Source organism: Thauera aromatica, assembly GCF_023093595.1.
Lineage (GTDB): Bacteria > Pseudomonadota > Gammaproteobacteria > Burkholderiales > Rhodocyclaceae > Thauera > Thauera aromatica_A.
This window is the reverse complement of record NZ_JALLIK010000102.1, coordinates 1-12,685: the sequence shown is the minus strand read 5'-3', so window position 1 is coordinate 12,685 and position 12,685 is coordinate 1. Positions and strand designations below refer to the sequence as shown.

At 69.2% G+C, this 12,685-nt stretch carries 10 protein-coding genes; 2 read left to right on the top strand and 8 right to left on the bottom strand.

The features are described 5' to 3' along the window. Positions 1–29: 29 nt before the first annotated feature. The 6 genes from MXC99_RS09655 to MXC99_RS09630 all read right to left on the bottom strand — a co-directional run bounded on the left by MXC99_RS09655 (position 30) and on the right by MXC99_RS09630 (position 7,372). A complete protein-coding gene (locus tag MXC99_RS09655) occupies positions 30–485 on the bottom strand; it encodes a ferritin-like domain-containing protein (RefSeq protein WP_107220949.1) in 456 nt (151 codons plus the stop codon). A 166-nt stretch (positions 486–651) separates the two neighbouring features. Then, complete coding sequence (locus tag MXC99_RS09650) at positions 652–2,013, bottom strand: sigma-54-dependent transcriptional regulator (protein WP_247725248.1); 1,362 nt, start codon at positions 2,011–2,013, stop codon at positions 652–654. Continuing rightward, complete coding sequence (locus MXC99_RS09645) at positions 2,010–3,845, bottom strand: sensor histidine kinase (protein ID WP_247725247.1); 1,836 nt, start codon at positions 3,843–3,845, stop codon at positions 2,010–2,012. The genes MXC99_RS09650 and MXC99_RS09645 overlap by 4 nt, the downstream gene beginning before the upstream one ends. 4 nt (positions 3,846–3,849) lie before the next feature. Continuing rightward, entirely contained in the window at positions 3,850–4,278 is a 429-nt protein-coding gene (locus MXC99_RS09640; RefSeq protein ID WP_247725246.1) for a DUF1850 domain-containing protein, read from the bottom strand. Next, positions 4,275–6,308 carry a TRAP transporter permease gene (locus MXC99_RS09635; RefSeq protein WP_247725245.1) on the bottom strand — a complete coding sequence of 678 codons (2,034 nt, stop codon included), beginning with the start codon at positions 6,306–6,308 and terminating at the stop codon, positions 4,275–4,277. The genes MXC99_RS09640 and MXC99_RS09635 overlap by 4 nt, the downstream gene beginning before the upstream one ends. Before the next feature lie 113 nt (positions 6,309–6,421). Then, complete coding sequence (locus MXC99_RS09630; RefSeq protein ID WP_247725244.1) at positions 6,422–7,372, bottom strand: TAXI family TRAP transporter solute-binding subunit; 951 nt, start codon at positions 7,370–7,372, stop codon at positions 6,422–6,424. A gap of 346 nt (positions 7,373–7,718) precedes the next feature. On the opposite strand from MXC99_RS09630, the gene MXC99_RS09625 reads away from it, so the two are divergent. Together MXC99_RS09625 and MXC99_RS09620 are read left to right on the top strand one after the other, a co-directional pair. Then, positions 7,719–8,828: an NAD(P)/FAD-dependent oxidoreductase gene (locus MXC99_RS09625; RefSeq protein WP_247725243.1), complete on the top strand. Its 1,110-nt coding sequence runs from the start codon at positions 7,719–7,721 to the stop codon at positions 8,826–8,828. A gap of 274 nt (positions 8,829–9,102) precedes the next feature. Then, a complete protein-coding gene (locus MXC99_RS09620) occupies positions 9,103–10,275 on the top strand; it encodes an ATP-binding protein (RefSeq protein WP_247725242.1) in 1,173 nt (390 codons plus the stop codon). On the opposite strand, the gene MXC99_RS09615 is transcribed toward MXC99_RS09620, so the two are convergent. After that, on the bottom strand, positions 10,181–10,867 hold the full coding sequence (locus tag MXC99_RS09615) for an iron-containing alcohol dehydrogenase (protein WP_247725241.1): 687 nt from the start codon (positions 10,865–10,867) through the stop codon (positions 10,181–10,183). The two genes, MXC99_RS09620 and MXC99_RS09615, sit on opposite strands and share 95 nt — an antisense overlap. Positions 10,868–10,945: 78 nt before the next feature. Continuing rightward, positions 10,946–12,403 carry an NADP-dependent succinate-semialdehyde dehydrogenase gene (gene gabD, locus MXC99_RS09610; RefSeq protein WP_247725325.1) on the bottom strand — a complete coding sequence of 486 codons (1,458 nt, stop codon included), beginning with the start codon at positions 12,401–12,403 and terminating at the stop codon, positions 10,946–10,948. Positions 12,404–12,685 lie beyond the last annotated feature (282 nt).

Genomic DNA, 12,685 nt, shown 5'->3' with positions numbered 1-12,685 from the left:
CCGCCGCGACGCCGCGGCCCGGGCGGCGCTCACGGACGCAAGGTCTGCGCGAGCATCTTGTCCAGCGCCGACGTGTGATCGGCTTCTTCGGCGGCGAACTCCATCGCCAGGCGCTTGATCTCGGCGTCGGCGCTCTTTTCGGCGACGGTGCGGTAGAAGTTCATCGCCCGCGCCTCGTTCTCGCGCGCGTACTCGAGCGCCTGGTAGGCATTCATCGTGTAGTCGAAACCCTCTTCGTCGCCGACTTCGGTCGGCGCCACCCAGCGGTACTGCCAGGACTGGAGCTTGGGCAGCTCGAGCTTGCCGGCACGCTCCGCGATCGAATCGCCGTGCATCGTCGAGTAGCGCACCATGTCGCGGAACAGCGCCGCGACCTCGAGGTTGTTGTGTGCTTCCATCATGTCGGCCAGTTCCAGATAGCGCTCGGCGGCCTCCCGCTCCATGGCGATCGCGTGGGCAAGAAATACGGGCATCGAATAGGACATGGTCTTCCCTCCTGTGGAATTGTGCGGGCCGTCGCGGCGTGCTGTTGCACATTTTCCGCGGATACGGCCCAGATCCATTGTATTACCGTTTCATCCCCCGCGCCCTATACTCGATCTACACTGTCCGGAGCGGAGCGGAGCGCGGCAGGCACAGGCAATCCCATGTTCAGAAGGTGGACGGGGAGCCGCGGAAATCCGCAACCTGGATGCCGAACTTGGCGATCTTGTCGTACAGCGTCTTGCGCGGCACAGCGAGCGCTTCGGCGGCCGAGGCGACGTCACCGGCACTGCGGCGCAGGGCGCTTTCGATCAGCGCGGCCTCGAACGCAGCGACGCGTTGCGCCAACCCGCTGCCCTCGCCCGCCGGACCCGCCGCCGGTCGCCACAGGCCGAGCACGAAGCGTTCGGCGGCATGCTGCAACTCGCGCACGTTGCCCGGCCACGCCTGTGCCATCAGCCAGTCGAACACCTCGGCCGTCAGCACCGGCTGCGGCCGGCGGTAGCGCTCGGCCGCCTGCAGGCAGAAGGCGGCAAACAGCGCGGGAATGTCCTCACGACGCTCGCGTAGCGCAGGCAGGACGATCGGCACGACGTTGAGCCGGTAGTAGAGATCGGCGCGAAAGCGCCCGGCCGCCGCCTCTGCGGCCAGATCGAGCTTGGTCGCCGCAATCACCCGGCAGTCCACCGGAATCAGCCGGTTCGAGCCCAGGCGCTCGACCACCCGCTCCTGGAGCACGCGCAGCAGCTTCGCCTGCAGTTGCAGCGCCATGCCCTCGATCTCGTCGAGGAACAGGGTGCCGCCGTCGGCATGCTCGATCTTGCCCGCGCGGCTACGGGTGGCGCCGGTAAAGGCCCCCGGCTCGACGCCGAACATCTCGCTCTCGAACACGCTCTCGGGCAGGGCGGCGCAATTGACCGCGACGAAGTGGCCGCGGCTGCGCCGCCCGGCACCGTGCAGGGCGCGCGCGACGCGCTCCTTGCCGGTACCGGTCTCGCCCACGATCAGGATGTCGACGTCGGTGTCGGCGAGGTCCGCAACCAGATCCCGCACCCGTTGCATCGCCGCGCTGTCGCCGAGCAGCCCATCCGACCCTGAGGCTCGCGCCAGCCGGGTCTTGAGCGCGCGGTTCTCGAGCACCAGGCGGCGCTTCTCGATCGCACGGCGCACCACTTCCACCAGGCGCTCGGGGGCGAACGGCTTCTCGATGAAGTCGTAGGCCCCCAGCCGCATCGCCTCGACCGCCATGTCGACGTCGCCGTGGCCGGTGACGAGGATCACCGGCAGGTCGGGATCGAGCGCCTGCGCCCGTTTCAGCAAGCTCATACCGTCCATCCCCGGCAGCCGGACATCGGTCACCAGCACCACCGGGCGCTCGGCACCGAGGCGGGCGAGCGCCGGCTCGGCGCGTGCCAGGCCCTCGACTTCGATATCGGCGAGGGCGAAAGTCTGGCACCCCGCCATCCGCACCAGCTCGTCGTCCTCGACATAGAGGACACCGACCGCCCCCTCGATCGCGTGCTCGTTCATTCTGCCTCCCCTGCCCTGCCCTCGCCAGCGCCATCTGTGCCTGCCGCCTGCGGCCAGCACGCCCGCATCACCGTACCCCCGCCCGCGCCGGACTCGATCTCGAGACGGCCACCCGAACCTTCGATCAGATCGCTGACGATCGACAGTCCCAGGCCCAGGCCCTGGCCGAGCGGCTTGGTGGAAAAGAAGGGCTGGGTGATGCGTTCGCGCAGCTCCTGCGGAATGCCCGGACCATTGTCGGCGACTTCAAGGCAGAGCTGCGTGCCGTGCCGCGCCGCGCGCAACGCGATGACTCCGCCACCGCACCCGGCGAGCGCATCGAGCGCGTTGCCGACCAGGTTCGACAGTACCTGCTCGAGCGCCTGCGGCTGCAGCGGCAGACGCACCTCGCCGGCATCGATGCGCAGCTCGACCCCGGCCGCGTCCAGACGCTCGCGGAACCAGCCCGCCACCACCCGCATCGCCTGCGCCGCCGACGCCGAACCGCCGCCGGTCTGCTGGCGCGAGGCGAATACCTTGAGCTGGGCGGTGAGCCGGGCCATGCGCTCGATCAGGCCGATGATCTGGTTCAGGTTGTCTCGCAGCGGCTGGAGCCGGCCGCGGTCGAGAAAGGTGAGGCCGTTGCCGGCGAAGCTGCGCAGCGCCGCCAGCGGCTGGTTCAACTCGTGCGCCACACCGGCGGCCATCTGGCCGAGGGCGGCAAGGCGGTTGGCTTCGATCAGCGCACGCTGGGTGCCGCGCAGCTTCTGTTCGGTGGCGCTGCGCTCGGAGATCTCGCGCAACAGCTGAGCGTTAGTCGTGGCGAGGTCGGCGGTGCGCTCGGCCACCGTGCGTTCGAGCTCGGCCTGTGCCGCCAGGCGCTCGCGCAGGCGCCGCGCATGCAGCGCCCAGTACAGCCCGGCAACCGCCAGCACGCACAGCGCCAGCCCCGCGGCGAGCACCGCGGACCACGCCGCGGCACGCACCGGAGCGGTGTCGAGCAGCATCAGCATGCGCCAGTCGACCCAGCCCAGGGCGCGGCTGCCGACGACGTATTCCCGTCCGCCGAGCAGCGCACGGCCGGGCTCGCGCCAGACCAGCGGCAGCGGTTCGAGCGCGGCGGTGAAATACTGCCGCGTCGCCGCCAACGCCGCGCGCGAATCCGGCGACAGCGGCGCCAGGGTGCCGAACTTCCATGCCGGATTCGACGACAGCGCCACCACGCCGTGGCGGTCCACGACCAGCACCGACTCTCCGCCCGCGGCCCACGTGGTTTCGAGCTGGGTCAGCTCGACCTTGACCGCGAGCACGCCAGTGATGCGACCAGCGGCGCGCACCGGGTGGGCGATGAAGAAGCCCGGAACCTGGGTCGTGGCACCGACGGCAAAGAACTTTCCGCTCCCACCGGCGAGCGCATCGCGGAAATAGGGGCGGAAAGCATAGTTCTCACCGACGAAGGAATCCGCCCGCCGCCAGTTGCTCGCCGCCAGGGTGCGCCCAGTGGGGTCGATCAGGTACAGCATTCCCGCCCCGGTACGCTCATTGACCTGCTCGAGCAAGGCATTCGCCGCCGCCACCCGCACCGGGTCATCGGGCGCCTGGAGCAGCTGCTGCAGGCCGGGGTGCTGCGCGAGCACCGTGGGCAGGCTCTCGAAGCGCAGCAGCTCCGCGTCCAGGCTCGCCGCCAGCAGCGCCAGGCGCTGGCTCGCATGGAGCGCCAGTTCCTCGGTGCCGGCCTTGAAGCGATAGCCATGCACCGCCCACAACAGCGCCACCACGAGCAGGCACAACAGCGCCGGGCGGGCCAGGCGGGGCGCCGGTGGGAGGCGGTGCAAGGCAGGGTGGCGGATCATCGGTTCAGGGGATGGCGGGAGCCGGCCCAGGCGCCGGCGGAGAGGCTATTGTGCACGGCCGCAGCTCGGTCACGCCACCGTCGGCGGGAAGGATCGCCGACAGCGGCACGCAGGCCGGCTCGCCCCCCTCCGCCGCCTCGCCCGTACACCACTCGTAGTCGGCGGTGTAGCCCGAGCGCGTCAGGCGCATCACGGCGTGGCGGCTGCCGGGCCGCCATTCCCACACGCCGTCGCGCAGCACCGCCTCGGCAGGCGGCTCCATGCCGGCACCAAAGCCGCGCACGCGCACGGCCTCCAGCACCAGCGCCGCCGCCTCCACCCGCCAGCGCTCCTCCCAGCGCACTTTCTCGATCGAGTGCGTCCACGCCAGAGTGAAGGCGTTGCCCGCCAGCGCCGCGGCGCCGGCGGCGTTGGCGAGGCAGACGCCGATCACACCGTCAGCGCCTGCGCGCTGCGCGAGCGCCAGATGTGCCAGCCGAGCACGAGCGCGGCGAGGGCGAAGCCGGCCTCGTCGGTGACCGGCAGCGCGACCACCAGCAGCGAGGCGGCGGCGAAGGCGAGCACGCGTTCGAGCAGGTTCAGCGCCGAGCGCAGGTGGCCGACCACCGCGATGCCCCACAGGCTGACCGCAAGCAGCGCCTTGAACACCACGTAGAAGGTGGCGCCGAGCCCTTTGTCGCCCTGCAGCATCAGCTCCGGCGCATACACCGCCATGTAGGGCACGACGAAGCCGGCGATCGCGATCTGCACCGCGCGCAGGCCGATCTTGAGCCCCGACTCCTTGGCGATCGGCGCCGCGGCGAAGGCCGCCAGCGCCACCGGCGGAGTCAGGTCGGCCATGATGCCGAAGTAGAAAACGAACATGTGCGACACCACCAGCGGGACGCCGAGCTCAAGCAACGCAGGCGCGGCGATCGAGCTGGTAATGATGTAGTTGGGGATGGTCGGGATGCCCATCCCCAGCACCAGGCAGGTCAGCATCGTCAGCACCAGCGACAGGAACAGGCTCTCGCCGCCGATCTGGATGATGTAACCGGCGAACGCGGTGGCACCACCGGTCAGGGTCAGCGAACCGATGATCACCCCCACCAGGGCGCAGGCCACGCCCACCGGCAGCGCGTGCAGCGCGCCGTCGACGAGCGCGGTGACGGCCACGCGCAGCGTCGCCCGCCCGTCCTGGCGCGGTGCCAGCAGCACCGCGAGCACGGCGATGACGGCGATCACGGCGACGATTCCGACCTTGGCGAAGGCCGAGCACGCCAGCCCAAGCGCGATCCAGAACAGCAGGCGCAGCGAAGTGCCGTTGAGGTGGCCGGAGAAGGAGGCGCCGAAGATCAGCACCACCGTCAGGGCGAGGCCGACCATGCCCGAGAACATCGGCGTGAACCCGGCGAAGAGCAGGTACACGAGGCTGATCAGCGGCAGCAGCAGGTACCAGCGCTGGCGGATCGCCGCCCACGGGTCGGGGCACTCGGCCTTCGGCAGGCCCTTCAGCCCGGCGCGGCCGGCTTCCAGATGCACCATCCAGAACACGGTGAAGAAGTACAGCAGCGCCGGAATCGCCGCCGCCTTGGCGATCTCGACGTAGGGCACGTTGATCGTCTCGGCCATGATGAAGGCCACCGCGCCCATCACCGGCGGCATGATCTGCCCGCCCATCGAGCTCGTCGCCTCCACCGCGCCGGCGAAGGCCGGCTTGTAGCCGAACTTCTTCATCAGCGGAATCGTGAACTGGCCGGTGGTGACGACGTTGGCCACGCCCGAGCCGTTGATCGTACCCATCAGCCCGGACGACACCACCGACACCTTGGCCGGCCCGCCCTTGGTGTGGCCGACGGTGCCGAGCGCAAAATCGGTGAACAGGTCGATCATCCCCGCCTGCTCGAGGAAGGCGCCGAACAGGATGAAGAGGAAGATGTAGGAGGAGGACACGTAGGTCGGCGTGCCGTAGATGCCCTCGGTGCCGAAGGCGAGCTGGCCGACGACCTGATCGAGGCCGTAGCCGCGGTGCGCCAGCGCCCCCGGCAGGTATTCGCCGAACAGCGCGTAGCCGAGAAAGCCGAGGCAGATCAGCGGCAGCGCCAGGCCCATGATGCGGCGCGCGGCCTCGAACACCAGCACCAGGGTGACGACGCCGACCACCATGTCGGCATCGGTCAGCTCACCGGCACGCTGCACCAGCTCGGCCTCGAACACCCAGTGGTAGCCCGACAGGATCAGCGCGCCGAAGCCCAGCGCCTTGGTCGCGAGGCTCGTCCGCCCCTGCCCGCCCTGCCAGGGATGAAGCAGGAAAGTCAGCAGCAGCAGGAAGCCGACGTGCAGCGCACGCACGACGGTGCTCGACAACGGGCTGAAGGCCGAGGTGACGAGCTGGAAAGTGGAGAACAGGATGGCGCTGAAGAAGACCACGCGCAGCATCTTCTTGGTCGCCTCGGCAGCGGGCGAAACGGCGGTAGCAGTCATGACGGCCCCGGTCTGGAAATCGGCGGGAAAGCGGGGGGAGTCCGGCCCGCCCCCGCCGCGGTGACGGCAGCGGGCGGGGGCCGGGTCCGGCCTCGGGAGCGCGGCTTACTGGCTTACTTGATCAGGCCTTGCTCGCGGTAGTACTTCTCGGCGCCCGGATGGAGCGGCACCGGCAGGCCCTCGATGGCCTTTTCGAGCTTGATCTGGCGCGCGGCGGAGTGCGAGTTGCCGAGGCGCTCGAGGTTGTCGAAGATGCCCTTGGTCATCTGGTACACGACTTCGGCCGGCACCTTCTCGTGGGTGATGAGCAGATTGTTGATGGCCACGGTGGCGACGTCCGCCGTCTGGCCCTCGTAGGTGTTGGCCGGCACCTTCGCCGACTGATAGGCGGCGTCGCCGACCTTGGCCACGACCTCGGCCGGGATCGGCACGAAGTTTACCTTCACCGCGGCGGAGAGGTCGCGCAGCGCCGCCACGCCGAGACCGGCCGACTGCAGGGTGACGTCGATCTGGCGGTTCTTCATCAGCTCGACCGATTCGCCGAAGGGCAGGTATTCGACCTTGGCAAAGTCGGCGTAGGTCAGGCCTGCTGCCTTCAGGATCGCGCGGGCGTTGATCTCGGTGCCCGAGCGCGGCGCACCCACCGAAATGCGCTTGCCCTTGAGGTCGGCAAGCGACTGGATGTTGGCGTCGGCGAGGGCGACGATCTGGATGTAGTTGGGGTACACGGAGGCGACCGCACGCAGCTTGTCGAGCGGCTTGGTGAAGCCCGCCTCGGCATTGCCCTTCCACGCATCCGACACCGAGTCGGCGAGCGAAAAGCCGATCTCGCCGCGGCCGGCCTGCAGCAGGTTGAGGTTCTCGGCCGAGGCCTTGGTCGCCTGCACCTGGACCTTGCTGTCGGGAATGGCCTCGCCGTACACCTGCGACAAAGTGACGCCGAGCGGATAGTAGACACCGCTGGTGCCGCCGGTCAGCACATTGACGAAGGTCGCCGCCGAGGCCACGGACGTGACCGCGACGAACAGGGTGCCGAGCGCACATTTGCGGATCAGGGATTTCATCGGGAAGCCTCCTCGAATTGGTTCGGGTTATCTGCCCATCAGTGAGCGAGAACACTTTAGCAACTCCCGTGCCACCAACGCACGCCTTGCCGGATTGGCGTTTTCCCTGATTCCGCGGGCTTTCCGGCGCCTGGCCGGGCACTGTCGCCGCGCCCCCTGCGCGGATCTTCGGAACGGACCAGCGCGCGCTGTCGGCGATCCCGCACACTGCAGTGCACAATCGATCGTCATGACGGAAGACGCCCCCTTCCCAGCGCCCCGGCCGATCTGCTACAAACCGCTTCCCGCCGCCGCGAGAGGCGGCACCAGGCCCACGCAGGTGGGCTGCAAGCATTCGGGAGGTGCAATGGAAACAGTCGATTGCGTGGTCATCGGCGCCGGCGTCGTCGGGCTGGCCTGCGCGCGCAGCCTGGCCGAGGCCGGGCGCGAAGTCGTCATCCTCGAGCGCGAGGCGGGCTTCGGCAGCGGCATCAGCGCACGCAACAGCGAAGTCATCCACGCCGGCCTCTACTACCCGCCCGGCTCGCTGAAAGCCCGCCTGTGCGTCGAGGGCCGCGCGCTGCTGTACGCCTGGTGCGCCGAGCGCGGCGTGGCGCACGCGCGCTGCGGCAAACTCGTCGTCGCCGCGCGCGCCGAACAGGAGGACAGGCTGCAGCAGATCGCCGCCCGCGCCCGCGCCAACGGCGTGACCGACCTGCGCCTGCTCGATCGCGCCGACGTCGCCGCGCTCGAACCCGCGCTCGACGTCCATGCCGCGCTGCTGTCGCCCTCCACCGGCATCGTCGACAGCCACGGCCTGATGCTGTCCCTGCTCGGCGCGGCCGAGGCGCGCGGCGCGATGCTCGCCCTGGGCAGCCCGGTGCTCGGCGGCGCGGCCGACGGTGACGGCATCGTCCTCGAAGTTGGCGGCGAGGCACCGAGCACGCTGCGCGCGCGCTGCGTCGTCAATGCCGCCGGGCTCGACGCAGTCGCCCTCGGCCACGCCATCCGCGGCCCGGCCGCAGCCCGCGCGCCACAGGCACACTTCGCCCGCGGGGTGTATTTCAGCTACACCGGCAAGGCGCCGTTCTCGCACCTGATCTACCCGATCCCGGAGCCGGGCGGGCTGGGCGTGCACCTGACGCTGGACCTGGGCGGCCAGGCCAAGTTCGGCCCCGACGTCGAGTGGATCGACACCCCCGACTACGCCGTCGACCCGGCGCGCGCCGCCGCTTTCTACGCCGCGATCCGCAGCTGGTGGCCGCAACTGGAAGACGGCCGCCTGCAGCCGGGCTACGCCGGCGTGCGGCCGAAGATCGTCGGCCCGGGTGAGCCCGACGCCGACTTCCGTATCGACGGCCCCGCCGCCCACGGCGTGCCCGGCCTGATCCACCTCTACGGCATCGAATCGCCGGGGCTCACCGCGGCGCTGGCGATCGGCGAGCAGGTCGCGGTGCTAGCGGGACGAGCAAACTGAACCGCAGCTGCAAACCGGCTGGAGCGACTGACCCAAGGTCTGCACAAGGGGCTTGCGCCGGGGGCCTGCGCGGGGGCGTGCTCGACCGAAGCGCGAAGGCGGCGTGGATAAGCTCCGTTATTTACGATCTATTATTCCGTAATTAACGACAAATGTTTCCGATATTTACGCTTTGCTGGTCCGCAATCTACGCTACCATCACCTGATGAAGTCGACCTCCCTGTACCCGCGAAGAATCGAGCCCCGCATCGCTGAAGCCTTGCAGGACACGCCCGTGGTCCTGCTGGCCGGGCCTCGTCAGGCGGGCAAGACCACGCTGGTGCGCCAGATCGCGGAGCAGGAGGGACTGCGCTACCTGACCCTGGACGATGCGCTGACCCTGTTGTCGGCACGGGAAGACCCGGTCGGCATGATTCGCGGCCTCGACCGGGCGGTAATCGACGAAATCCAGCGTGCGCCCCAGCTGCTTCTGGCGATCAAGAAAAGCGTGGACGAGGATCGACGCCCCGGGCGTTTCCTGCTGACCGGTTCGGCCAACCTGATGACGCTGCCGACCGTGGCCGACTCCCTGGCTGGCCGGATGGAGACCTTGTCCCTGCTGCCTTTGTCGCAGAGCGAGATCGAATCGCGCTCTGCGAACTGGGTCGACAAGGCATTCGCCGGGCGGATTCTCGACCCGGGTCGACCGGCCCTGGGTGACGATCTGATCGAGCGTGTGCTGCGCGGCGGCTATCCCGAGGCGATTGCGCGGGCGTCGGCCAGGCGCCGGATGACGTGGGCACGCCAGTACATCGACGCCATCATCCAGCGCGATGTCGGCGACGTGGCAGGCATCGAAAAGCTGGATCACCTGCCACGCTTCCTGCGCGCCCTGGCGCAGACGGCCGGCCAGATGTGCAACTACACCCAGCTCGGCGGCCAGGTGGGTCTGGATGGCAAGACCGCCTCGCGCTATGTCGGCGTCTTCGAGCAGATGTACCTCCTCGAGCGCATCGACGTCTGGGCTCGCAACCGGCTCAATCGCGTGGTCAAGACGCCCAAGCTGCAGTTTGTCGATTCCGGCTTGCTGGCTACGCTGCTTGATTTGACGGCCGAGGAAGTGCGGCAGGATCGCACACGGTTCGGCAAGGTGCTGGAGACCTTCGTCTTTGGGGAATTGCTCAAGCACACGACCACGGCAGACGGCGACTATCGCCTGCTGTACTACCGCGATGCCGACAAGGTCGAGGTCGATATCGTGATCGAGAATGCCGCCGGAAACCTCGTTTGCGTCGAGGTGAAAGCCGCGGCCACCGTCAAGGAGGGTGATCTGCGCGGCCTGAAGAAACTGGCCGGCATTGCCGGCGACCGGTTCAGGATGGGCGTGCTGCTGTACGACGGCAGCGAGACGATGCCGCTGGGCGAGCGGATCTGGGCTGCGCCCTTATCGACCTTGTGGGGAAAGTAGCGCGGGGAACCATCCAGCCCCCTCGCCCCGGAGGATTCCGTCGCAGTGACTCGGCGCAACGATCCGATTCGCAGCGCTCACCACGGGCGGGATTCGAACCCGCGGTGAGCACCGCAAGGACTACAGGACCGCGCGATAGATCGCGCAGACATCCTCGAACCCCATGTCGCACATGGTTGGTGGCGATCAGGCGCTGGATCTGGGTGACGACTTCGTCGGCCATCGACGGGATGTCCGCTGCGGTGACGCCGAAGTGGCTCATGCGCGTGGCGAGCCCGCCCCACCCTGCCATCGCCTCCATCGCCGCGACGAAGGCCGCGGCCGCTTCGGCGCCGGACGCGAACGCCCGCCCGGGCAGCACGCAGGGGGCCAGTTCGGCGTAGAGGGGGGTCGCCGCCCGCAGGTTGAAACGCAGCACCGGCCCCATCACCAGGGCGTTGGCGTGGCCGTGGGGCACGTGGAAGCGTGCGCCGAGCGGGTAGGCCAGCCCGTGGATGGCGGCGACGGAGGCGTTGACGAACGCCATCCCGGCGAGCATCGCGCCTTCGAGCACCGCTGCGCGGGCCTCGAGGTCGTCACCGTCTTCGAGCACGCGCGGCAGCTTGCCCGCGAGCAGGGCGAGGGCCTTGCGCGCGAGGGCGTCAAGGTGAATGCCGTCATCGCCGCCGCCTCACCGGATCCCGCCCAGGCACAGGTACTTCATCTCGACGTAGTCCTCGATGCCGTACTTCGAGCCTTCGCGGCCGATGCCGGACTCCTTGACCCCGCCGAAGGGGGCGACCTCGGTCGAGATGATCCCTTCGTTGATACCGACGATGCCGTATTCCAGCCCTTCGGCGACACGCCACACACGGGCGATGTCCCTGGCGTAGAAATAGGCCGCCAGCCCGAACTCGGTGGCGTTGGCGAGGGCGATCGCCTCCGCTTCGGTGTGGAAGCGGAACAGCGGCGCCACCGGGCCGAAGATCTCCTCGCGCGCGACGCGCATCTGCGCGGTGACGCCGGTGAGGATGGTGGGCTCGTAGAACGTCCCGCCGAGCGCATGGCGCTGGCCACCGCAGAGCACCCGGGCGCCCTTGCCCACCGCGTCGGCGACCAGGGTCTCGACCTTCGCCACCGCGTCGTCGTTGATCAGCGGGCCTTGCTCGACTTCACCGGAGAGGCCGGGGCCGACCCGCAGACGGGCCACCGCCTCGGCCAGCTTCGCGGCGAAGGCGTCGTAGATGCCGTCCTGCACCAGCAGGCGGTTGGCGCACACGCAGGTCTGGCCGGCGTTGCGGTACTTGGAGGCCATCGCCCCCGCCACCGCGGCGTCCAGATCGGCATCGTCGAAGACGATGAAGGGGGCATTGCCGCCGAGCTCCAGCGACACCTTCTTCACGCTGCCGGCGCACTGGCGCATCAGCAGCTTACCGACCTCGGTGGAGCCGGTGAAGGAGAGCTTGCGCACGGTCGGGTTGGCGGTGAGCTCGCCGCCGACTTCGGCGGCGCGGCGCGTGGTGACGATGTTGAGCACGCCTTTCGGCAGGCCGGCGCGCTCGGCCAGCGCGGCGAGCGCGAGCGCGCACAGCGGGGTGTCCTCGGCGGGCTTGATCACCATCGTGCACCCGGCGGCGAGCGCCGGGCCGGCCTTGCGCGTGATCATCGCGATCGGGAAGTTCCACGGGGTGATCGCCGCCACCACACCGATCGGCTCCTTCAGCACGACGATGCGCTTGTCCGCGCCGTGGCTCGGAATCACGTCGCCGTAGATGCGCTTGCCTTCCTCGGCGAACCACTCGATGAAGGCGGCACCGTAGGCCACTTCACCGCGCGCCTCGGCGAGCGGCTTGCCCTGCTCGGAAGTCATCAGCACGGCGAGGTCGTCCTGGTTCGCCAGGATCAGCTCGAACCACGTGCGCAGCACCGCGGCGCGCTCCTTCGCGGTCCGCGCCCGCCAGGCCGGCAGCGCCGCGGCCGCAGCGTCGATCGCACGCCGGGTCTCGGCCGCCCCCATGTCGGGCACCCGCGCCAGCACGCTGCCGTCAGCCGGGTTGGTGATCTCGAACCGGGCGCCGTGATCGGCCCCCGCCCAGACGCCGTCGATATAAGCCAGCTCGCGCAGCAGCGCGGAATCCTTCAGTTGCATCATGCGTCCCTCGATCTCGTTTCAGGGTGTTCAGGAAGTGATCGGCGGCCCGACGGGGGGGCGCCCTCCCGGCCGGGAGCCGGGTGCGCCGTTACCGGACCCAGGCCTTACAGGACCGAAGCGTAGAGCACACGCACATCGGCTTCGGTGAGCTCACGCGGATTATTGACCGTAAGCGCTCCACGAACCCCATCCTTCCTGGGCTCGCTACGCTGTGATCAACTGCTCAGCCTTGAGATTCCAGGGCAGGAGAGCCTCGAAGTGTTCGACGGTGGTGGCGCT